The sequence below is a fragment of the Tolypothrix sp. FACHB-123 genome, from assembly GCF_014697075.1.
Taxonomy (GTDB): Bacteria; Cyanobacteriota; Cyanobacteriia; order Cyanobacteriales; family Nostocaceae; genus Aulosira.
Genome location: NZ_JACJRE010000095.1, coordinates 1 through 21504 on the forward strand (window position 1 = coordinate 1; position 21504 = coordinate 21504).

20 protein-coding genes and 1 pseudogene are annotated in these 21504 nt (G+C 39.8%); 14 read left to right on the forward strand and 7 right to left on the reverse strand.

Features of this window, described 5'->3' with window-relative positions:
- Positions 1 to 445 precede the first annotated feature (445 nt).
- Positions 446 to 724, reverse strand: coding sequence for a BrnA antitoxin family protein (locus H6G41_RS32055; RefSeq protein WP_190752162.1), 279 nt, complete (start codon positions 722 to 724; stop codon positions 446 to 448).
- On the reverse strand, positions 687 to 965 hold the full coding sequence (locus tag H6G41_RS32060; protein ID WP_190752164.1) for a BrnT family toxin: 279 nt from the start codon (positions 963 to 965) through the stop codon (positions 687 to 689). Before H6G41_RS32060 ends, H6G41_RS32055 begins: the two co-directional genes overlap by 38 nt.
- 304 nt (positions 966 to 1269) lie before the next feature.
- Between H6G41_RS32060 and H6G41_RS32065 the strand changes: the two are divergent.
- Positions 1270 to 1572 (forward strand): annotated as a pseudogene (locus H6G41_RS32065) (CHAT domain-containing protein); the annotation flags it as partial.
- A 700-nt stretch (positions 1573 to 2272) separates the two neighbouring features.
- Positions 2273 to 3352, forward strand: a complete 1080-nt coding sequence (gene fba / locus H6G41_RS32070; protein ID WP_190752166.1) for a class II fructose-bisphosphate aldolase — start codon at positions 2273 to 2275, stop codon at positions 3350 to 3352.
- A 179-nt stretch (positions 3353 to 3531) separates the two neighbouring features.
- Here fba and hisD read toward each other — a convergent pair whose 3' ends face one another.
- The 3 genes from hisD to H6G41_RS32085 form a co-directional block, all read right to left on the reverse strand.
- Positions 3532 to 4818, reverse strand: coding sequence for a histidinol dehydrogenase (gene hisD / locus H6G41_RS32075; protein WP_190752167.1), 1287 nt, complete (start codon positions 4816 to 4818; stop codon positions 3532 to 3534).
- Between the two features lie 275 nt (positions 4819 to 5093).
- Positions 5094 to 5711, reverse strand: coding sequence for a hypothetical protein (locus tag H6G41_RS32080; RefSeq protein ID WP_242038127.1), 618 nt, complete (start codon positions 5709 to 5711; stop codon positions 5094 to 5096).
- A 446-nt stretch (positions 5712 to 6157) separates the two neighbouring features.
- The gene (locus tag H6G41_RS32085) at positions 6158 to 6454 is read right to left on the reverse strand and encodes an acylphosphatase (protein ID WP_190752169.1); all 297 of its coding nucleotides are present in this window, start codon (positions 6452 to 6454) and stop codon (positions 6158 to 6160) included.
- Between H6G41_RS32085 and H6G41_RS32090 the strand changes: the two genes are divergently transcribed.
- The 4 genes from H6G41_RS32090 to H6G41_RS32105 all read left to right on the forward strand — a co-directional run bounded on the left by H6G41_RS32090 (position 6454) and on the right by H6G41_RS32105 (position 10522).
- Positions 6454 to 6603, forward strand: a complete 150-nt coding sequence (locus H6G41_RS32090) for a hypothetical protein (RefSeq protein WP_190752171.1) — start codon at positions 6454 to 6456, stop codon at positions 6601 to 6603. The two genes, H6G41_RS32085 and H6G41_RS32090, sit on opposite strands and share 1 nt — an antisense overlap.
- A gap of 86 nt (positions 6604 to 6689) precedes the next feature.
- Positions 6690 to 7073, forward strand: a complete 384-nt coding sequence (locus H6G41_RS32095; RefSeq protein WP_190752173.1) for a DUF1823 family protein — start codon at positions 6690 to 6692, stop codon at positions 7071 to 7073.
- A 469-nt stretch (positions 7074 to 7542) separates the two neighbouring features.
- Positions 7543 to 9201, forward strand: coding sequence for an alpha-amylase family glycosyl hydrolase (locus H6G41_RS32100; protein WP_190752174.1), 1659 nt, complete (start codon positions 7543 to 7545; stop codon positions 9199 to 9201).
- Positions 9202 to 9478: 277 nt separating this feature from the next.
- The gene (locus H6G41_RS32105) at positions 9479 to 10522 is read left to right on the forward strand and encodes a 3-deoxy-7-phosphoheptulonate synthase (protein WP_190752176.1); all 1044 of its coding nucleotides are present in this window, start codon (positions 9479 to 9481) and stop codon (positions 10520 to 10522) included.
- 159 nt (positions 10523 to 10681) lie between these two features.
- Here H6G41_RS32105 and H6G41_RS32110 read toward each other — a convergent pair whose 3' ends face one another.
- Positions 10682 to 12592: an acetate--CoA ligase family protein gene (locus tag H6G41_RS32110; RefSeq protein ID WP_190752178.1), complete on the reverse strand. Its 1911-nt coding sequence runs from the start codon at positions 12590 to 12592 to the stop codon at positions 10682 to 10684.
- 344 nt (positions 12593 to 12936) lie between these two features.
- Between H6G41_RS32110 and H6G41_RS32115 the strand changes: the two genes are divergently transcribed.
- The 6 genes from H6G41_RS32115 (at position 12937) to aroF (ending at position 18581) form a co-directional block, all read left to right on the forward strand.
- The gene (locus H6G41_RS32115) at positions 12937 to 13140 is read left to right on the forward strand and encodes a hypothetical protein (RefSeq protein WP_190752181.1); all 204 of its coding nucleotides are present in this window, start codon (positions 12937 to 12939) and stop codon (positions 13138 to 13140) included.
- Between the two features lie 333 nt (positions 13141 to 13473).
- A complete protein-coding gene (locus H6G41_RS32120; protein WP_190752183.1) occupies positions 13474 to 14328 on the forward strand; it encodes a cyanophycinase in 855 nt (284 codons plus the stop codon).
- 201 nt (positions 14329 to 14529) lie between these two features.
- On the forward strand, positions 14530 to 16200 hold the full coding sequence (locus H6G41_RS32125; protein ID WP_190752185.1) for an alpha-amylase family glycosyl hydrolase: 1671 nt from the start codon (positions 14530 to 14532) through the stop codon (positions 16198 to 16200).
- 109 nt (positions 16201 to 16309) lie between these two features.
- On the forward strand, positions 16310 to 16579 hold the full coding sequence (gene rpsO, locus H6G41_RS32130) for a 30S ribosomal protein S15 (RefSeq protein WP_190752187.1): 270 nt from the start codon (positions 16310 to 16312) through the stop codon (positions 16577 to 16579).
- 11 nt (positions 16580 to 16590) lie between these two features.
- Complete coding sequence (locus tag H6G41_RS32135; protein WP_190752189.1) at positions 16591 to 17088, forward strand: PAM68 family protein; 498 nt, start codon at positions 16591 to 16593, stop codon at positions 17086 to 17088.
- A gap of 437 nt (positions 17089 to 17525) precedes the next feature.
- Positions 17526 to 18581, forward strand: coding sequence for a 3-deoxy-7-phosphoheptulonate synthase (aroF, locus tag H6G41_RS32140; protein WP_190752191.1), 1056 nt, complete (start codon positions 17526 to 17528; stop codon positions 18579 to 18581).
- Between the two features lie 523 nt (positions 18582 to 19104).
- Here aroF and H6G41_RS32145 read toward each other — a convergent pair.
- Positions 19105 to 19644 (reverse strand): PadR family transcriptional regulator, encoded by a 540-nt coding sequence (locus tag H6G41_RS32145; RefSeq protein ID WP_190752193.1) that lies wholly within the window; start codon positions 19642 to 19644, stop codon positions 19105 to 19107.
- Positions 19645 to 19920: 276 nt separating this feature from the next.
- Between H6G41_RS32145 and H6G41_RS32150 the strand changes: the two genes are divergently transcribed.
- The gene (locus H6G41_RS32150; RefSeq protein ID WP_190752194.1) at positions 19921 to 20814 is read left to right on the forward strand and encodes a pirin family protein; all 894 of its coding nucleotides are present in this window, start codon (positions 19921 to 19923) and stop codon (positions 20812 to 20814) included.
- Positions 20804 to 21214: a hypothetical protein gene (locus H6G41_RS32155; protein ID WP_190752195.1), complete on the forward strand. Its 411-nt coding sequence runs from the start codon at positions 20804 to 20806 to the stop codon at positions 21212 to 21214. Before H6G41_RS32150 ends, H6G41_RS32155 begins: the two co-directional genes overlap by 11 nt.
- The last annotated feature ends 290 nt before the right edge of the window (positions 21215 to 21504 follow it).

The following is a 21504-nucleotide window of genomic DNA, read 5'->3' on the forward strand; positions in this document are numbered from 1 at the left end:
AAAGATATCCATTTTTATTCTATTTCTTAATCATTTTTATCTTTGCGCTTTTCTCTTGCTTGTAATCTCCTTATACTTCAATTTGAAGTGCGGAGTTTGGGATCGATGTATTGCCAATATTATTTCAATTGCTAGTCACAAAGAAGCGGTAGTTAAAAAATATACAGCAGATTGCAAGCTGGTGAGGTACAGATAATTATCGGGGCACAGCAGTGCTGATGCCCCTACCTGTGTATTTTATTTATCGGAAATACTCTGTATGTGGGTAATAACAAGGGCGAGAAAGCGATGTCTACGATGGTCACTGAGCTTGCCGAAGTGCGGGCTACGCCTACGCACTCTTACTTTAAATTTAGGCAAAATGTAGGGTGTGTTGTCGCGCAGCGCAACGCACCAGCAACAATTCCAGGCGATCTCATTACCAATAAAGAAATACACTCAAGTATTATGCGGATTGTTGATCGGCGCTGCTTTCAATGTGACGACGCAAAACAGCGTTGATGAGTGTTTTATATTCTGAGCCTTGAGCTTGAAACCAAGCTATTACATCTGGGTCTAATTGAATCAAATTTTTGGCTTGAGCCGTCGGAATTCGCAATGTAGCTTTTTCAAAAAATTCATCAGTTAATGGCGGAATATCTGAATAATCAATGTCTTCATCTGACATCGATTCTAATGCTTCCCAATTAGTTTGCGAGGTATTGTTCAAATCGTTTGCGCTCATATCGGTTCGCCCTTCGTGCTGAGATAATTCGGATAACATCACCTTGTCTTTCAGTCCAGACAACTACCGCCACTAAGTTTCTTAAAAAACTAATACCAATCCAACGTTCTTCACCATAATCAAAACGGTCATCTAACTCAATCAACATTGGACTATCAAACATTTCAGGAACGTCTGCAAAGTCAATTTGATGTTTTTGTATGTTTTCAAGATTTTTCGCTTCATCCCACTCAAATTGCATTCAGGTCTAAAAACTGTTAATCGGGCTATTGCTCTATTATCTATCATTGAAAGCGATGTCTACGATGCTCACTGAGCTTGCCGAAGTGCGGGCTACGCCTACGCACTATTACTTTAAATTTAGGCACAATGTAGGGTGTGTTGTCGCCAAGCGCCGCACCATCAAAGATTAAAACAGGTATGAGGAATGCTGTGCTATTATTTACAGATTAATTGCTGTGATTTAGAATATTTTGCTACTATTTGGCTAATAGTTCAGCGATTTCGCTAATTTCTTCTTAGGCAACCGCAGCTTAGGGTTAGCCGTACTAAATTCCTGTCAAGGTGCGGCGCTGTCTGACAACCAAGCTTTTGCAGGTATAGCACCTAACTTAGTGCGTCGGGGAATCCCCGCAGTAGTCGCCATGCAATATTCCATCCTAGACTCTACCGCTAAATTGTTTGCGGACAAGTTTTACCGCACTCTTGCTTTGGGTAAGCCTGTAGACACAGCCATGCAATCCACCCGTAACACCATTTCAATGGAAGTCGGCTTAGATAAACCTGATTTTGCAACACCTGTGCTTTATATGCGGGCTAAGGATGGAATTATTTTGAGTGGGTTGTAAAGGTATTATTTTTAGCATCGGCTAGGGCGTGGGCAGTGCATTGATATCAACTTAAGCTAAAAATAGCCCCTGTCTTAGCTTTGTCGCCCGCCTTACCCTGCGGATTCTGCTACCCTACGGGAACGACTTCGTCGAACGCAGTACGACTTTGCTCAAGGCTAATAGTCTAAGTAGGGGCGGGTTAAGCGAGATAGTCGTGAATTATTGGAGCATATCTGTGAACCCGCCCCTACTGAAGTAGACTCAAGATTTTGAGGATATTTTAGTCATCTTGAGATGACTTTGGCTATTAGCTCCGAACTTCAGTTCCTTGCGGTAAAAGGGTTGGGATTGGTTCACTTCGTACTCTTTGGGTTCTCCAAAGGAGTACGCAATGACTGTAAATTATGCAGCATTTGTCAAGCAATTATCAACTTGATTGATTTTCAGGACTTGATGACATTCTTGAAGTCAATGATCTAGGATACAGGACTACCAAAGCCCCAAACTGTGGCGTAGCAGACTTTACAGTAAGCTATCGTGAACATAAGGCACATTTATGAGTTGTAGCGTAAACTTTTTCAACATAAACACCATTCAATAGTTATAATTTCCTATATGTTGAAAAAACTCTTAAGATTAGCGTAACAATTACATTAATGGTAAATAATTACGCTTCTCTCACACCGACTAGCTGACAACCACATTAGGAGGACTATCTATGGCGCTTGTACCATTAAGGCTGTTGTTGGATCACGCGGCTGAAAACGGTTACGGCATCCCAGCTTTCAACGTTAACAACTTGGAACAAATTCAGGCAATCCTGAAGGCTGCTGCTGAGACAGATAGCCCCGTAATTTTACAAGCTTCTCGTGGCGCTCGTAACTATGCAGGAGAAAACTTCCTCCGCCACCTGATTTTGGCAGCGGTAGAGACCTATCCTCACATTCCCATTGTCATGCACCAAGATCATGGTAATGCTCCTTCTACCTGCTATTCAGCAATTAAGAACAACTTCACCAGCGTCATGATGGATGGCTCGTTGGAAGCGGATGCTAAGACACCAGCAAGCTTCGAGTACAACGTCCGTGTTACCAGCGAAGTTGTGAATGTAGCTCATTCTTTGGGCGTCAGCGTTGAAGGCGAACTCGGTTGCTTAGGTTCTCTAGAAACTGGTGCGGGTGAAGCTGAAGATGGTCATGGTTTTGAAGGTACACTCGACCATTCCCAATTACTGACAGACCCCGACGAAGCTGTTAGCTTCGTAGAACAAACCCAAGTAGATGCTTTGGCTGTAGCTATTGGTACCAGCCACGGTGCTTACAAGTTTACTCGTAAGCCTACTGGCGAAATTTTGGCAATCAGCCGCATTGAAGAAATTCACCGCCGCTTACCCAACACCCACTTGGTAATGCACGGTTCTTCTTCTGTACCTGAAGATTTGATTGCTTTAATTAACGAGTACGGCGGTGCAATTCCTGAAACCTACGGCGTACCTGTAGAAGAAATTCAAAAAGGTATCAAGAGCGGTGTACGTAAGGTAAATATTGACACCGACAACCGTTTGGCTATTACTGCTGCGGTACGTGAAGCTTTAAGCAAGAATCCTAAGGAATTTGACCCCCGTCACTTCCTCAAGCCTTCTATCGCTTACATGCAGAAGGTTTGTGCAGAACGCTATCAGCAATTTGGTACTGCTGGTAACGCTAGCAAGATTAAGCAAGTTTCTTTGGAAGATTTCGCTGCTAAGTACGCTAAAGGCGAACTTAAAATGATCACTAAGGCAGCTGCTAAAGTTTAATTTTGTTAAACAATAATTAGGAGCAAAGCATTGCTATGCTCCAATCAGTCTGGAAATTGTGATTTTAAAAAACCAGGTAGCGGTTGAGTTACCTGGTTTTTTGTCAGTTGTCATTGGTCAACGGTCAACAGTCAACGGTCAACAGCGCCGCACTGAGCTTGTCGAAGTGTCAACAATCTCTATTCTGCTGCTAATCGTATGGCTACGCTACCGCCGTGTGCGGGTAGTCCTTCGGCTGTGGCTAGGGTGACTGCTGCTTGACCAATTTTCTGTAAAGCTTGTTGATTGCATTCTAAATAGGTGATGCGCTTTAAAAAGTCGTAAACGCTTAAGCCAGAAGCAAAACGGGCGGAACGGGAGGTTGGTAAGACATGATTTGGCCCGCCTAAATAATCACCTATGGCTTCTGGTGTGTAGCGTCCTAAAAATAGGCTACCAGCGCATTTAATTTGATTGGCGAGTAATTGGGGATTATCAATACACAATTCTATGTGTTCTGGTGCTAGCTGGTTGATGAGGGGAATACTTTCGGCTAAATCGTTAACAATAATTACCGCCCCATGTTTCTCCCAACTGGCGCTAGCTACTGCTTTGGTTGCTAGGTTATTTAAAACTTGCTCAACAGATGCGATCGCTTTTTCGGCAAATTCGGCTGAGTCGGTAATTAAAATAGATTGGGCGCTGGGATCGTGTTCGGCTTGTGATAGCAAATCCCATGCAATCCATTCGGAATTATTTTGATTATCGGCAACTACGAGAATTTCTGATGGCCCGGCAATACTATCAATTCCTACCGTACCAAATACTTGACGTTTAGCTTCGGCAACATAGGCGTTACCAGGGCCGACTATTTTATCCACGGGGGCTATAGTTTCTGTACCATAAGCTAAAGCTGCGATCGCTTGTGCCCCACCAATACCATATATTTCTGTCACCCCAGCAATTTTAGCAGCTGCCAACACTGCGGGATTAATCTCACCGCGAGGCATGGGTACTGTCATCACAATTCGTTCAACGCCAGCAATTTTGGCTGGTAGGGCGTTCATTAATACCGAACTCGGATAACTAGCGCGTCCCCCCGGTACATAAATCCCCACTTTCGACAGCGCTACCCAATTTAAGCCCAATTTTACGCCGACTGTATCGGTATAGCCGATATCTTGGGGTAGTTGTTTTTCATGAAACGCCGCGATTCTTTGGGCGGCTAGTTCTAAAGCTGCTGTCACATCCGCCGGACATTGGGCAGCTAGATCGGCAATAAAGCGATCGCTTAGACGCAAAGACTGAGCATTATAATTGTCAAAGCGGCTGGTATATTCATTAACTGCCGCATCACCACGAGCTTTGACATCAGCCAGAATCTCTCTTACTGTCCCGCTAACATCAACAGTTGCTTCCCGGCGATCGTTTACAAGTGCTTTGAATTGGGTAGAAAAATCTTTGTCGGTTGTTTGAAGTAGCTGCATGGACAGTATCTTAAATGCGCTAAGGTCAATAATAAATCGAAGTACGATCTATAACATTTTACCTTATAGTTATGTCGAAAAACCCTGAATTTTGCGGGTATTATTTTGTCGTTTCACACATCTAGGTATAGCTTTCTTTTGAGAAATTATCTACTTTTAGTTAAGACTTACGCACACTCTAAAAATTCTTGGCGTTCTTGGCGTCTTCTCTGCGAGACGCTACGCGAAGGCGGTTAATTAAATTAATATTTTTGGTAATCACCGCATAAGTTTTGTTAGTAAACAGATTTCCAACCCTCTACAGTTCCTTTACCGATTTGGCTATCAACCGCTTCTCCACTTTCTGATAAAAGTCTAATAGTGACATTTTTCGCAGGTGAATTTTTCAAAGCAGTTGCTAACTCATCACTAACTTGAAATGTACCGTTGTTTCCTGCTAATCGAAAAACCTGTTCGCCAATTTTGATATACAGGTTATCAATCTTGAGTGTATTGTGAGAAACTAAACATTCAGGTGCAGCTAGCAAAGTATGATAGTATGAACGATAAGCACAATTGCGAGCGCTATAAGCTAAAAGCACGCGAATAGAATTGCGACTCCACAGGCTAATTACTTCTACCCTGGCATTATTATTAACAAAATTACTCCAGAAATAATTGCGGTCAAAAATCCCTAAATAATTACCTTCAAAAGGGTCTTCAATTCTTACCAGTTTTGACCAAGGTACATCCATATTTGCACCCAAAGCCGCCGATTTAACTACTGGTATTTCCCCAGATGTTTTAGCTAATCTATTCCTTGACTGTGCTACTACTGGCTGCGAATAAATAATGCCTGTTGTCGCTAAATTTAGAGATACTAGACCTAATCCTACTATTGCCAGTCTAGTCAAACTCCAAATTCTGTGATTGTTATCCTTGGAGTGCATTAACATAACTGAATCTAAAACTTAGCCTTAACAATTCAAAATTCAAAATTCAAAATTAAAGACAATTTCAGACAGGATTTAAACCCCGACTGAAAATTATACTACGTATAGACGTAGGGGTCTTAAACCCTTTTATTTACGATAAAAATTATCCGCAAATTAATCATGAGTATTTATCCTTTATGCTACTTAACTTAATTAGCAGATAGGTATATTACAAATATAGCTACAATTTTTATCCGTGCCGATGCGATCGCACACTCTCAACTAAACTTTACTTAGTTAATAAAGTAGATAATTTGGCTATATAAAAAATCTCAATTTATGCGTGAATAAATTCTTAAACCTGTATTTTATTGTTTACAAGCTGATATTCATCCTGAGAGCCAAATTTATCTGAGGATTTCGTCTTAACGCCTAACGTCAAAACCTCGTAAACCCTCCGGTTCTTCGTACTCCACCACTACATTTTGTACCACAGCCGCAGGCGGGCCGCTATGACACCAGCGCACCATATCTTCTACTACTTCCCGCGCACCTTCAAAAACTGCTTCCACACGACTATCAGGAAGGTTACGCACCCAGCCAGTTAATCCCAACTGACTAGCTGTATCTACTGTAGCGTAGCGATAACCAACCCCTTGGACTCTTCCAGAAATCCAAACATGGGCGCGAATTAGCTTTGGTATTGGTGTAGAATTCGGCATTGACTGGTCTATGGTTGACGATTTCCAGTTTAGCGGGTTTTGCGACAGGGATTAAATCATCCCGACATTTAGCTATTTGGCTGGGTAATAGTGATAAATTGTTGGTCACTGAAATTGCGATCGCTCTTGAGGATGCTTGTCCACAATAGAAACTGGGAACTGTCAACCAGCAAATACATCCCAAAGTTGCAATTACCAATTACCCAACCTGTCAATTTCAACTTTTCACGTACTTATGTCTAATTTGCCACCACTCACTACAGAAACTATTTGGGCAATTCTCAACGAAACCATTGATGATGCAACAGTCAACCAATTGTTATGGTATCACTTAGGTTATCGCTACAACTCATCAACACAAGAATGGGACAATAGCCAAGTCATACCAGAATGGCGAGACGAATACCCCCAACCACCAGATTTTATTGACAGTCGTCCCGCCACAGTCAAATTAACTCGTTCCATCCCCAAAGAAAACAAACAAATACTGAAAGAAAAATTAGGTTTCAAAGGTTATAAAATCGGTGAATTTGGCCCTAGACAAACTCGCAGAGCAACCGCAGCCAATTGGTTGTATAGTTACATGAATCCACCTAGCAGCAACCTCAATCCAGTTTAATCATAATCCAGTTTATTATTTAGGGTGCACTATTACGCACCCTAAAATTTCAATATCATATCGTTTCTTTTTAAAGCTGTGCCAAATATTCCTCATCTCTAATTCTTGGCTTACTTGGCGTCTTGGCGGTTAATTTTTTTCATATTTATTTAAGTCACACTAGTAGGTTGGGTTTCACTTCTTCAACCCAACATTTCCGGTTGCTTGTTGAGTTTCGTTGCTCAAGCACACAACACTTTGTTAATGCATAAAGTATACAAATAGAAAGGCTAAATTGTTTTAGACAGATAATTATCTGTACCTCATAAAGCAATAATCTGTTGTTAACTAAAACATCATATAAAAAATTTAAAACTTATATCCCTAGATAGAGGAACTCATCAGTTAATTATCTCCACAGGTCTATTGGCGAATTTCATTTGACAATAAGAGAATAATCTTAACAAGATTTTTTACTCCAAATAATTATATGTCGAAGCCAATTGAATTTAATTTATTTGCCCCCTACAACAAAGGTGCAGTATTAATTGGGTCGTTTTCTGATTGGCAAGAAATACCCATGAAAAAAGGAGATGATGGTTATTTCCGCACAACCGTAGATTTAGAAGACGGCGCTTATCAATATAAATTCCGCGTCCAAACAAACTCTTGGTTCTTTGAACCAGAACAATGGGTAGATGTCACAGATCCTTATGCAACCGACATTGATGAATTAGGCGGTAAAGATAATGGTATAGTTCACATCAAAGATGGGGAAAGGATAGTTGATACCTATGTTTGGCATCATGATGATAAACATTTACCTGCTGATCACGAATTAGTAATTTATGAATTGCATGTTGCAGATTTTTCTGGTGGAGAAGACGATCCTTATGCACGCGGAAAGTATAAACATGTAATTGAAAAATTAGATTATTTGTGTGAATTAGGAATTAACGCCATCGAATTAATGCCTGTTAAAGAATATCCAGGAGATTATAGCTGGGGATACAATCCACGCTATTTTTTTGCTCCAGAATCTAGTTATGGTTCTACAGCCGAATTAAAAAATCTCATTGATGAATGTCATGCTAGAGGCATTCGCATCATCATGGATGGTATTTATAATCATTCAGAAGCTAGCGCACCCTTAACTCAAATCGATCACGATTATTGGTATCACCATGCGCCTCGCGATCCTGATAATAGCTGGGGGCCTGAGTTTAACTACGAACATTACGACGAAAACTTAGAAACCTATCCCGCCAGAAAATTTATTGGTGATACTATTCGTTTTTGGATTGAAGAATATCATGTAGATGGTATTCGTTATGATGCAGCAAGACAAATTGCCAACTACGATTTTATGCACTGGATTGTGCAAGAAGCAAAGAAAACTGCTGGTGCAAAACCTTTTTATAATATTGCCGAACACATTCCCGAAACTACTAGCATTACCAATGTAGACGGGCCAATGGATGGTTGCTGGCATGATAGTTTCCGTCATACAGTTACAGTACATATTTGTGGCGACACTTTTGATTTAGAAAGCCTGAAAGATGTAATTGATGCCAAACGTCAAGGCTTTATGGGTGCTACCAATGTGGTCAATTACCTCACCAACCACGACCACGATCGCCTCATGGTAGAATTAGGTAAGCGGGAGATTTTCGATGAAGAAGCTTTTAGAAGAGCTAAATTAGGAGCAGCAATTCTGTTTACCGCTGTTGGTGTCCCTTTAGTTTGGATGGCTGAAGAATTTGGTGAATACAAGCCTAAACAACAAGAGTCAGCCAAAATCGACTGGACAATACTAGCTAATGACCTCAATTCTAGCTTACTTGAATATTATAAAGGCTTAATCCATTTGCGTAAAAGTAACCATGCACTTTACACCGAGAATATAGATTTTATTCATGAAAATGCAGAAGCAAAAATACTTGCTTATAGTCGTTGGAATGGTGAAGGTTCTCGCGTTGTAGTAGTAGCTAATTTTTCCGAAAACTTTCTAGCAGGGTATCATGTGCCTAACTTTCCTTGTGGTGGTACATGGCATGAGTGGACAGGCAATTATGATGTAGAATCTGGCGATGATGGCATCATTACCGATATTGGGCCTTATGAAGCTAAAGTATTTGTATTGCAGTAATTAATTACACTTGTACTTACGAATAGTTTAGGCAGTTAAAAAAGGGGGAAAATATTGCCCCCTTTTAATTTAGAATAAATTTGTCAACAATAAAAAGTATTTTCTTGGTCTAATAAAATACAAATTTGTCGATAACGTTACAAACTATATATAAATATATAAAATTTAGTTTTCTCACAATTCTCTGATTTCTTTAATTTTGGCGTTCGTTTGGGCCTAGAAACTGTGTATAATTTTTAAGCCTCAGTATAGTAGCATAAATCACATGATCTGCTCCATGCGCCACACATTGTTTGATGCCAACATTGAGAATTCTCACGTTTTATTAACTCCCAACGAAGTAAAAGCTAAATTACCATTAACAAAATCAGCCGAAGATACTGTTCTTAAATATAGGGAAGAATTAGAACAAATTCTTGATTTTCAAGATAGAAGAAAATTCATCGTTGTTGGCCCTTGCTCAATCCACGATCCTAAAGCGGCATTAGAATATTCACAAAGACTGAAGATTTTGGCAGAGCGAGTCAAGGATAAACTGTTGTTAGTCATGCGGGTTTATTTTGAAAAACCCAGAACTACAGTAGGCTGGAAAGGATTAATCAACGATCCGGAAATGGATGATTCTTTCCATGTAGAAAATGGTTTATTAATTGCCAGAGAATTACTATTACAAATTGCCGAATTAGGATTACCTACGGCAACAGAAGCATTAGACCCAATTGTCCCTCAATACATTAGCGAACTTGTTGCTTGGTCTGCTATTGGTGCACGCACAACCGAATCACAAACTCACCGAGAAATGGCAAGCGGACTTTCGATGCCTGTGGGTTTTAAAAACGGTACAGATGGTAATATCCAAGTAGCTTTAAATGCATTGCAATCTGCCAGAACACCCCACAATTTTTTAGGCATTAATCAAGACGGACAAGTTAGCGTATTTCAAACAAGAGGAAATGCTTATGGTCATGTGATTTTACGGGGTGGTTATCAACCTAACTTTGATGCCGAAAGCGTCAAAACTGTAGAAGAAAAATTGAAAGAAGCAAAATTACCACCTAGAATTGTCATTGACTGTAGTCATGGAAATACGAATAAAGATTACAGATTACAATCTGCGGTTTTAGAAAGCGTGATTCAACAAGTAGTCGATGGTAATACCTCAATTGTGGGCATGATGCTGGAATCGAATTTGTATGAAGGTAATCAGCCAGTGAATTGTAAGAAAGAAGAATTAAAATATGGTGTCTCAGTAACAGACAAATGTATTAGCTGGGAGGAAACAGAAAGAATTATTTTGGCTGCATACGAAAAGCTGAAGTAACAAACAGGTACTAGTGACTATCTAGAGGGCATGGCAATGCCATGCCCCTACCATCTCTTTTTTTTAATTGGTATAATTTACCTCCTCATGTAAATAACTTGAGGAGGTTGATGTTTCATCTGTAATCTTCAGAAATTTAAAATCTTTATTTCTTTTACCTCATAAAATTGTCCCCACTTCTTTCAAATAAACCCTTGTAAAAGGCTCATCTTCGCCCAACGTGTAATCTTCAATTAACCCTTTACGGCTAATCGAAACATTGTTTCCTTTCTTAATCACTACTGTCGAAGTTTCTAAAACATCCCTAACTAACATCATCTCAGTTTCCGTGGGATTATCAAGAACCACCATATTAGTACCTTGGTAAAACATCCCATCCTGCTCTAAAATCTCGTCTTCATATTCGGCAATTAGTAAATCAAGCTTGGGATTGCGTAACAAACTTTGAACATTAGTGTTGTAATCTTTGCTTAAAACTTTTTTCGACCGATTAACAAAAACTCCATCACGACAAACAGCGCCAACTGTCCAGTCAGGATGTTGTAAAAGAATATGGTCTATTGTTTCTTGCAACTCATGCACAGAGATTTTATTAAAGGTAATAATTGGTATTCTGGCCTCTGTACCTGACTCAAAAAATGTACCTAAAATATGCGCAGGCACATCAACACTATCACCAACCGCCGGGTTAAGATGCATCAAAATACCAGGTGCGGCGTTAATTTCTAAGATGGCAAAGTTACCATCTTTCCAAGATTCGGAGAGACTTTTGGTAATCACATCAATACCAAGACAAGTTAACCGGAAGTGTTGGGCAATATCCTGTGCCAAGATGATGTTGTCATGGTGAACTGTATGAGTAGCATTAATGCTAATACCACCAGCTGAGAGATTAGCTACTTTGCGAAGATAAACAGTGCGGTCTTTTTCAACTACACTATCTAATGTTAAATCCTGTTCCTTTAAGTACAATTCCATCGCTTCATCACGTTGGATTTTACTCATCGGAGAAGTAGGTGTATCCCAACGAGCAGGCTTGCGGTTTTCTTGGCGAATTAATTCATCAATGGTGGAGTCACCATCACCAACGACTGAAGCGGGACGCCTTTCTGTAGCGGCGACAAATTTACCATTGACACATAGCAAGCGAAAATCTGCCCCGGATATGCTTTTCTCGACAATTATCCGCGTTGATTGTTCATCGGGAATCGCCGCTAGCGCCCTACCATAAGCAGATTCTAGTTCTTCCGAATCTTGTACTTCAGCTGTAACACCGATTCCTTTATGCCCTACTACAGGCTTAACTGCGACAGGATAGCTGATTTCTCTAGCTACTGCTAAAGCATCCTTTTCTGTAGCGACAATATCACCTTCAGGTACAGGGAAACCCAAGGTTTTTAAGAAAGCTTTGCAGTCATCTTTACGAGTGGTAAAGTCAGAATCTATATGGCTATCACAGTCAAAAGTTGTGGCAATACCACGAATATGTTTTTTGCCATAACCGTATTGCATTAATCCTTCTTCCCATAAATAAAAAGTGGGAATACCTTTTTCGTAGGCTGTACGCAATAAGGCGTAGACTGTAGGGCCACCATAGGCAGATTGTCTAAATTTATTTTGCAGCCTTGCAAGTTCATCGTCAAACAGAAAGTCTGCATCTCGGTTAATCGCCTCAAACCAATCCCAAACAAAGTAGACTACTCCCCTAGTTGTGCGTTCGTGAAGCGATTGAATAGCGATACGCACATAATCTGCATTTGGCTGGATATTCCATCTTGTCAGGTGTAAGCCCATTTCTAGTTTTCCGACTTCGGATAGAGTTTGGGCAAACAGATGGGCGTAGGACTCGTATTCTCGATTGCCTAAATTGGGATAGCGATCGCTAATAATAGATACATAGTCCTCAATAGGCAGAGGTTTTCTCAACTCCGTCAGCACAAAGTTAAATACTAAAGCCCCTACTTCTAGATAAGGGTTTGGGCCCGTGTAATGCTTGAACTTGAAAATATCGAATACGTCAGTTTTTCTGGCATTGATGCGGATTGCATCGGTGCTTTTTTCTTGAAGCATTGATGATAAACCTCTAGCTAAACACCCTGAAGTCGGGACGCTGAAAGGCGTTTACCCAGACCTATCGATGATAAATTAATTCGATTTATTACTGGAAAAGCGATCGCTTAACGACTATTCAGAGTATAAAACTCAACTTTCACTGAGATAGCTTAACTCTACTGAGAGACTTTTTCAGCTATCTAAGGGCATAATCAAGCAGTTTCCATATTTATTGCTCTGTATGGACGAGATCAAAAATATTTTTCCACCAATACTCACCCTAAAAAATATAACCTTTGAAAGGTGCAAACTATTGGCAAGTCTTATATATCTAAAATACGGATCTTAAGAGATGGCAAAGTATGAACAATTCACAAGTTTCTTTAAGAGATGACGTTCGGCAACTTGCCGACCAAGCATTTCACCTTAAGTTAATTTCTGGTCATGGAGATGGCCCCGATATCAATGAGTACCAAATTGTCTACCAAGGTAAACCAAGGCATCTTCCTCTAGACCAAGCTCGTCTTTTTTTACTCAATTTACTTTATAGAAGTCAAGTCCATTAAACAAGTTGAGTAAAATTATTTTCTCCATCAAGATGCATATTTTATAACACTTCTACATAACAAGCAAAGAACATTTAGCTCCTGAATAAATAACAATAACTCGATAAGCCTCTAGGAGAAATTCTATGGGCTTATGAATTATTTATTGTCTTTTTGAGCAAGAAGATAAAATTAAAATAAAGCATGGCTAGATTAAATTCCTAATAATTAAGTAAACTTTTTTGATGAAATTTATTTTTATTACTTCATTTATTAATCTGTCAAATGGATGATTTTCTAGCTGTAATTGTCATGCTTTATTGAAAATACTTACAAAAAATTTTAGGTGAGATCATGGTGACGACTGATGTTAAACGGCAGTTAGTAATAATTGGTGGAGCTGAAGATAAAGAAGGAGATTGCCAAATCCTGCGGGAGTTTTTACGGCGTGCAGGCGGTACCAAGGCTTATATTGTCATTATGACAGCAGCAACAGAACTGCCTAGAGAAGTTGGCGAAAATTATATTAGAGTTTTTGAACGTTTAGGCGCAGAAAAAGTTCGGATACTTGATACAGAAACTCGTGAGGATGCATCATCTTCTACCGCTTTAGAAGCAGTTAATGAAGCAACTGGGATATTTTTTACAGGAGGAGACCAAGCACGCATCACCAGCATCCTTAAAGATACTCAACTTGATGAAGCTATTCATCAAAGATTTGCTGAAGGTGTCGTTGTTGCAGGTACTAGTGCTGGCGCTGCGGTGATGCCTGACACTATGATTATAGAAGGTGATTCGGAAACAAATCCGCGAATTGAAATAGTTAATATTGGCCCTGGTATGGGCTTTTTACCTGGAGTAATTATCGATCAGCATTTTTCCCAACGCGGTCGTCTTGGACGCTTAATTTCTGCTTTATTACAAGAACCGGCTGACCTAGGATTTGGCATTGATGAGAATACCGCTATGGTTGTTACTGATAACCAAATTGAAGTTGTTGGTGAAGGTGCCGTGACAATTGTTGATGAAGCAGACGCCACACACAACAATATTGACGAAATTTTAAAGGATGAGTCATTGGCAATTTTCGGAGCCAAGCTTCATATCTTGCCCAATGGCTATAAATTTGACCTCAAAACTCGCCAACCTATCCTCCAAAATGCCTCTATTGCAGATGCATCCGTACCTGTTGGTTCAGGAAATATCTAACTTTTAGTAGATGTATTTGAACTCACTAGAAAGTAAACATTTATTTTTTAGTAATGTTGACTGTTAATATTCCCCCAACTCCTTGAAGAAGAAACAAAATTGTTCTTCGGTTGAAAGTTAGGGGAATTTATAACATTAACTTAATATTTTACTGCCGCTGTTTTCGAGAATTTATTGTGATTAAAAAAGTAAGGATTAATAATGGTTGGCTCAATTGATTTCAAATTTTTTGCACCTCGGAATCAAAAAGCTAGTTTATTAGGCTCTTTTTTTGACTGGCAAGAAATGCCAATGAAAAAAAATGAAGATGGTTATTTTTATATTCAAATCAATTTAGCAGACGGTATTTATCAATATAAGTTTCGCGTCCAAAGTCAAAGTCCTAATTTTTCCCCAGATCAATGGTTAGATGTAATAGACCCTTATGCTACAGATGTTGATGAACAACAAAAAGTTGGCTTAGTGCAAATTAAGAATGGTAAAAAAATCGTTGATAGTTATAGTTGGCAGTATGACAATATCCCATTACCAAATAATGATGAATTAGTTATATACGAGATGCATGTTGCTGATTTTACTGGTGGTGAGGTTGATAGCGAAAAACGAGGAAAATATTTAGATGCAATTGAAAAATTAGATTACTTACAAGAATTAGGAATTAATGCTGTGGAATTAATGCCAGTGAATGAATATCCTGGCGATTATAGTTGGGGTTACAAAGTCCGCCATTTTTTTGCTACAGAATCTAGCTATGGTTCAACAGCAGATTTAAAGCGATTAATTGACGAATGTCATAGTAGAGGCATTCGGGTATTTATGGATGGAATTTATAACCATACTGACGAAGAATGCCCGTTAATGCTGATAGACAGGAATTACTGGTACTACGAATACATGCATTATCCAGAAGACCCAGATAATTACTGGGGGCCAGAGTTTAACTATGATAATTATGACGAAAAACTAGATGTTAAACCAGCTTGGCAATATGTTGGAGATGTGGTGCGTTTTTGGGTACAAGAATATCACATTGATGGGATTCGCTTTGATGCGGTGCGCCAATTAGCTAACTTTGAATTTTTGCATTGGCTGGCTCAACAAGCGAAAAAGAATACTGTTAAGAAACCGTTTTATAACATTGCCGAACATATTCCTGATACTAGCGAAGTTACAGCACCAGAAGGGCCGCTAGATGCTTGTTGGCATGAAAGTTTTCATTACTTTATCATTCCTCATGTTTGCGGTGAAAAATTTGAACTAGATCATCTCAAGCAGGTTTTAGATCCGCGACAGCAGGGTTATAAAACTGCTACCAATGTGATAAATTACTTATCTACACACGATCGCGAGCGTTTATTTAGAGAATTAGGCGATCGCGGAATTTTTCATGAAGCTGCATTTACCCGCGCCAAATTAGCCGCCGTCCTGTTAATGACAGCAGTTGGTATACCAATGTTGTGGATGGGTGAAGAGTTTGGCGAACACAAACGCAAAAGCGAAAAAGTCACTCAGCCAAAGAAAATCGCTTGGCCATTGTTAGAAAAACCGGAAAACCGCGATTTATTCGATTATTACAAAAAACTCATTGCTCTGCGTAAACATAATTCAGCTCTACAAAGTGACAATATAGAGTTTTTTCACGAAGATGCACAAGCGAAACTTTTAAGCTACGTCCGCTGGGATAATCAAGGTTCGCAAGTCGTGGTTGTAGTCAATTTTGCTGACCATAATTTCACTAATTATCAGATTTCTAACTTCCCGAAAGCCGAAAATTGGCAAGATTGGTTGACAAATACGCCAGTAAAATTAAGCGAAGATGGTTTGGTTACCGATATCCAACCCTACACAGCCAAGATATTCATTGCTAGGTAGTCAGGACTTCAGTCCTGGATTAACCACTTGATTCACCCTACAGCTTGAGGCCTGTGATATTATTAGAGACTGCTGCATAAATTTAGAATAACTAGAACTGAAATCAATCATGGCTCTGACGCAACAGCGCAAACAAGAACTCATTTCCAGCTATCAAGTTCACGAAACTGATACCGGCTCTGCCGATGTCCAAATTGCTATGCTTACTGAACGGATTAACCGTCTCAGCGAACATCTGCAAGCAAATAAAAAAGACCATTCTTCTCGTAGAGGCTTGTTGAAGCTGATTGGACATCGTAAGCGCCTTCTGTCCTATGTCCAAAGTGAAAGCAGAGAAAAATATCAAGCTTTAATTGCTCGTTTGGGAATTCGTGGTTAAGGATACCGCTTATGTCTGCTGAAGAATCTGAACGCAGCCGCTTACCTTTTGAACCGAATACAAAACGCCAAAAGCCAGCAAAAGCGAAAAGTCAACCACCAGAACCGCCAAAAGAATCTAGTGGAAAGACAAAAAAAACAGCAAAAACAACAAAGACAACCCAGCAGCCACCTTATACCAAAGAGGAAACAGCTATCCCTAAAGTGGTTAGCCAAAGGATGATTAGGCGAGTAGCGGCATTTTGTGGTATACCAACAGCTTTAGGTATTGCTACTTTAATTGCTAGCTATCTACTGACCATCTATACCGACATCAGACTACCTCCCATTGCTGTGTTGTTGGTAAACATGGCATTGTTTGGCTTGGGAGTATTAGGAATCACCTATGGTGTGCTTTCTGCTTCTTGGGATGAAGACAGAGTTGGTAGCTGGTTTGGTGTGGCTGAGTTCGGCACCAATTGGGGACGTATGGTGGATGTTTGGCGAGAAACTCGGCAGAAAAAGGTTTGATTTTTGGCGCTCAGCTATTAGAAGACTGTAATTTTGGGTAAATTTTAGAGTAAATGTTGAAGTTGAAATTTATAACTTCAACATTGCTAATTAAAAATTTATGTTTATTTATATCCCCAATCTTCAGTCATAAAAATACTGGGCGCTATATTTTTAATATTTAATATTTAATACAAAATAAATAATTGTGCTAAACCATTGATTATTCATCAGGTTAAGCTTCTAAAGATTAGTTTAAGAAAAAATATTCAATAGTGTTTTCGATGTTGTTACCAGTGGCGGTGTATTACATTAAAGAAAATACCGGAAACTTAGAGTAAGTATAGATTATGCCGTAATGCACCTGCTGCAAAATCTCAGATAACGGCACATTAAATAACTCAAGCTTCTTTTGACAACCACCCTAACAAACAACTCAACTAATCAGGGAATTTAATATGATTGTTGTAATGAAAATTGGTTCCCCAGAGGCAGAAATCAATCGGATTAATGAAGAATTAACTGGTTGGGGGCTGGCACCAGAAAAAATTGTTGGTAAACATAAAGTAGTTATTGGTTTAGTCGGTGAAACTGCGGATTTAGACCCCCTCCAAATTCAAGAAGTTAGCCCTTGGATTGAGCAAGTTTTGCGGGTAGAGTTGCCTTATAAACGTGCTAGTCGTCAATATCGTCATGGTGAAGCATCAGAAGTGGTGGTTAACACTCCTGATGGGCCTGTTGTCTTTGGTGAACATCATCCTGTAGTTGTAGTCGCTGGCCCCTGCTCCGTAGAAAATGAGGAAATGATTATTGATACGGCGCAGCGCGTCAAAGCTTCTGGAGCTAAGTTTTTACGCGGTGGCGCATATAAACCTCGGACTTCTCCTTACGCTTTCCAAGGACATGGCGAGAGTGCTTTGGAATTATTAGCGAAAGCCAGGGAAGTTAGTGGACTAGGGATTATCACAGAAGTGATGGACGCCGCCGACCTGGAGAAAATCGCGGAAGTTGCCGATATGATTCAGGTAGGCGCAAGAAATATGCAAAATTTCTCGTTGCTGAAAAAAGTGGGAGCGCAATCCAAACCAGTACTTTTAAAGCGGGGAATGGCGGCGACAATTGAAGATTGGTTGATGGCTGCTGAGTATGTGTTAGCGGCGGGTAATGCGAATGTAGTTTTATGCGAACGGGGAATTCGCACCTTTGACCGTCAGTATACTCGCAATACTCTGGATTTATCGGTAGTGCCTGTTTTACGCAAGTTAACTCATCTACCAATTATGATCGATCCTAGTCATGGTACGGGTTGGTCTGAGTTTGTGCCTTCTATGTCTATGGCTGCGATCGCATCTGGTACTGATTCTCTCATGATTGAGGTTCACCCCAACCCCAAAAAAGCTTTATCAGATGGGCCTCAATCCCTGACGCCAGATGCTTTTGAACACTTAATGCAAGAATTAGCCGTAGTTGGTAAGGCTGTAGGACGTTGGCAAACAGCAGTTGCTGTAGTTTAATTTTCATCAGTCAAAAAATAACTAAGATGCAGACAGATAAATATTAGTGTTTATCTGCCTGCATCTTTTTTATCTGTGAATTGATGAATTGGTAAAAATAAAACTTTTGGTATAGATAAACATATTCCTCTAGTAGAAGTTTAAAGAAAACTCAGCATTTATTGTTGATTTAATTATACCAATTTAAAAAGATAATTCGACAGATTGTAGGGTCAAGGCATTGTCTTGTTCTCTAACGATAAGTAGTAATCCAGCAGTTTTAAATCAAAGCTAGCGCCTCACCTAGGAATGTTGTGGACAGCGCATTGCTAAAGCAACTAAAGGTTGGGTTAAATAGAAATTTAACACTCATAATTCAGGGTATTACACATTAGGTCATACCCTCATCAATTTGTATATCAATCACAGCTATAGCAATCCTATTTCAGTTGTGAAAAATATTGATTTTTGCTGTTAAATGTCAACGATTAACAATCAGCAAACCTGCATGTAATATTTCACAAATTATTTAAGATTACTATATCTAGTTAGATGTATTTTCAATAACATTAATTGCTGTTTTCAGCCAATCAACATAAGTTTGTTCTCGTTGACTTACCAAATCTAATACCAGTCGTTGCATTATCTGCTCGCGATTTGTACAATCTTCCAGCTTCGGTATTTGAATATTGTCACACTCAGCCCGTTTCTTGTTGCGTATAGCTAGCTGTTGTTCTAGCAATTTAATAATGGCTGCATTCGGTAATTGGGCAGCGAAAAATAACTGCACCAGTAAGGGTTCTCTGACTGTTGTTAAAGGCTGATGACATTGCAACCACCGAATAAATTCAGCTTTTCCTGCTTCTGTAACAGAATACACCTTACGGTTAGGGCGATCGCTTTGAATTTCAACACTACAACTAATCCAACCCTGCTCAACTAATTTATCTAGAGTTCTGTAAATTTGTGCCTGGTCTGCGGGCCACAAATGTGCAACACATTGATCGAAACAAGTCGTTTTCAGATCGTAACCTGTCATCTCTTCTTGCTGAAGCAGACCGAGAATTGTATGAGCTAAGGACATAGGCGGTTTTCCGAAGCTAAAGTAGGGGAAACTCAATCTATCACTTTTTATATAATCTTATGCTACTATAAGATTGATCATATATATGAAATAACATGTAAAAGTGTGCTTAGTCAAACAAAGTTAATACTTGGTTTGAAACTAAACAAGCCGCCACATATGACTATCTACATCCATCAGCTAAGTTAGAGAAATTTGTATCTGGTGTAAGTGCGGATTAAGGCTATGTGAATCTTCTTTACTGTACCGATTATCAAGTTACCAAGGAGGAGATTAATGACGACTCAAGTACAAACAATACGAACAGTTGCAGGAATCATCAATAGTATACAAACCCTAGAAGGAGAAGGAATGTTGGTGCGTCGTCCATTTCCCAATAGCAGCTTTACCGACTTTGATCCCTTTCTCCTCCTTGATGAACTTGGCCCTATTGATGTTGAACCAGGTAAAGCAAAAGGCGCACCAGATCATCCTCATAGAGGTTTTGAAACAGTCTCCTATATCCTAGATGGGTGCTTTGAACATAAAGATTCTCAAGGAAATGCCGGAAAGCTTAGTGCAGGGGATGTGCAATGGATGACAGCCGGCGCAGGTCTAGTTCATTCAGAAATGCCAGAAAGGGAATTTGGTCGTACTGGCGGCAGACTTCACGGATTGCAGCTTTGGGTGAATCTACCCAGACAAGATAAGATGATAAAACCGCGCTATCAAGAAATTCCTGCCGCAAAAATTCCTACTGCGCAAACAGAAGATGGCTTGGTGAAGGTAAACGTTATAGCAGGAGAAGCTTTAGGAGCAAGATCCGCGATCCAAACGCAAACTCCGATTATGTACTTACATTTTACACTGCAACCAGGAGCGATCGCAGTGCAACCTGTGCCAAAAGAATACAATGCTTTTATATATGTGCTTGATGGCGAAGGCCTATTTGGTACAGAAAAAGAATTGGCAGGAGATGGGCAAATGGTATTGTTTGCACAAGACGGTGAGGAAATAGCGATCGTAAATTCATCGAATACCAAATCACCATTAGATGTACTACTCATCGCTGGTGTACCCCTAAACGAACCAGTTGTTCGCTACGGCCCATTTGTCATGAACACTGAAGCCGAAATTATTCAAGCAATTGCCGACTATCGCAACGGGAGGATGGGTTCAATTGACTTCTAACACACTTCTACAACGAATCAATCAACAGCAATTTTTACGTAATTTGCGCAACAAATTCCTTAGTCTGCATTCCACCTTACTAGAAACAGAACGCATTGCTTACGAACAAGTAAGCGGCAGAGTATCAAGCGCAGAACTTCTACAACTAGTCATCGATCACGAGCAATTTGCTTGGTTACATCATATTTCTAAGCTAGTTGTGCAAATTGACGAAATGCTAGCAGCAGATGAACCCATATTACCGGAATCTGTCCAACATTTAATTGCTGATGCTCGTAGGCTAATAATACCCTCACAATTAGGTAATGCTTTTGCCAGAAAGTACTATGCTGCTCTCCAGCGTGAACCAGACGTTGTCTTGGCACATGCAGCGGTGTCACAACTTTTGGCATCCAAGTAAGTCATAGTAGGGATTCATAACACATCGCTTGTTAGTAGTTAACTTCGCTACGGGCAAACTCGTACAACTAACCCACCTGCCTCCAGGTGGGTTAGCTGCACTATATATAGTTAGCAACTCATGTCCTTTCTCCAAGCCAACTATAGCCATCTCTAAAAACAGCGCAAACCCTTGTGATAAAAGTAGATTCAAAAGAACTCAAAAATTTTTGTTGAAACCCTTGACGAATGGCAAAAACAATTGCTATGTTAGATGAGTGCTGAGGCGAGAGACCGCCGCAGCAACCGAAC

What these genes read in the sequence shown, in the direction of transcription:
- H6G41_RS32110 (WP_190752178.1), bottom strand. Translation starts at nt 12,592, where the DNA reads ATGCTTCAAGAAAAAAGCACCGATGCAATCCGCATCAATGCCAGAAAA.
- H6G41_RS32120 (WP_190752183.1), top strand. Translation starts at nt 13,474, where the DNA reads ATGGTGACGACTGATGTTAAACGGCAGTTAGTAATAATTGGTGGAGCT.
- H6G41_RS32060 (WP_190752164.1), bottom strand. Translation starts at nt 965, where the DNA reads ATGCAATTTGAGTGGGATGAAGCGAAAAATCTTGAAAACATACAAAAA.
- aroF (WP_190752191.1), top strand. Translation starts at nt 17,526, where the DNA reads ATGATTGTTGTAATGAAAATTGGTTCCCCAGAGGCAGAAATCAATCGG.
- H6G41_RS32095 (WP_190752173.1), top strand. Translation starts at nt 6,690, where the DNA reads ATGTCTAATTTGCCACCACTCACTACAGAAACTATTTGGGCAATTCTC.
- H6G41_RS32150 (WP_190752194.1), top strand. Translation starts at nt 19,921, where the DNA reads ATGACGACTCAAGTACAAACAATACGAACAGTTGCAGGAATCATCAAT.
- H6G41_RS32100 (WP_190752174.1), top strand. Translation starts at nt 7,543, where the DNA reads ATGTCGAAGCCAATTGAATTTAATTTATTTGCCCCCTACAACAAAGGT.
- H6G41_RS32115 (WP_190752181.1), top strand. Translation starts at nt 12,937, where the DNA reads ATGAACAATTCACAAGTTTCTTTAAGAGATGACGTTCGGCAACTTGCC.
- H6G41_RS32105 (WP_190752176.1), top strand. Translation starts at nt 9,479, where the DNA reads ATGCGCCACACATTGTTTGATGCCAACATTGAGAATTCTCACGTTTTA.
- hisD (WP_190752167.1), bottom strand. Translation starts at nt 4,818, where the DNA reads ATGCAGCTACTTCAAACAACCGACAAAGATTTTTCTACCCAATTCAAA.
- fba (WP_190752166.1), top strand. Translation starts at nt 2,273, where the DNA reads ATGGCGCTTGTACCATTAAGGCTGTTGTTGGATCACGCGGCTGAAAAC.
- H6G41_RS32145 (WP_190752193.1), bottom strand. Translation starts at nt 19,644, where the DNA reads ATGTCCTTAGCTCATACAATTCTCGGTCTGCTTCAGCAAGAAGAGATG.
- H6G41_RS32125 (WP_190752185.1), top strand. Translation starts at nt 14,530, where the DNA reads ATGGTTGGCTCAATTGATTTCAAATTTTTTGCACCTCGGAATCAAAAA.
- rpsO (WP_190752187.1), top strand. Translation starts at nt 16,310, where the DNA reads ATGGCTCTGACGCAACAGCGCAAACAAGAACTCATTTCCAGCTATCAA.
- H6G41_RS32055 (WP_190752162.1), bottom strand. Translation starts at nt 724, where the DNA reads ATGAGCGCAAACGATTTGAACAATACCTCGCAAACTAATTGGGAAGCA.
- H6G41_RS32085 (WP_190752169.1), bottom strand. Translation starts at nt 6,454, where the DNA reads ATGCCGAATTCTACACCAATACCAAAGCTAATTCGCGCCCATGTTTGG.
- H6G41_RS32135 (WP_190752189.1), top strand. Translation starts at nt 16,591, where the DNA reads ATGTCTGCTGAAGAATCTGAACGCAGCCGCTTACCTTTTGAACCGAAT.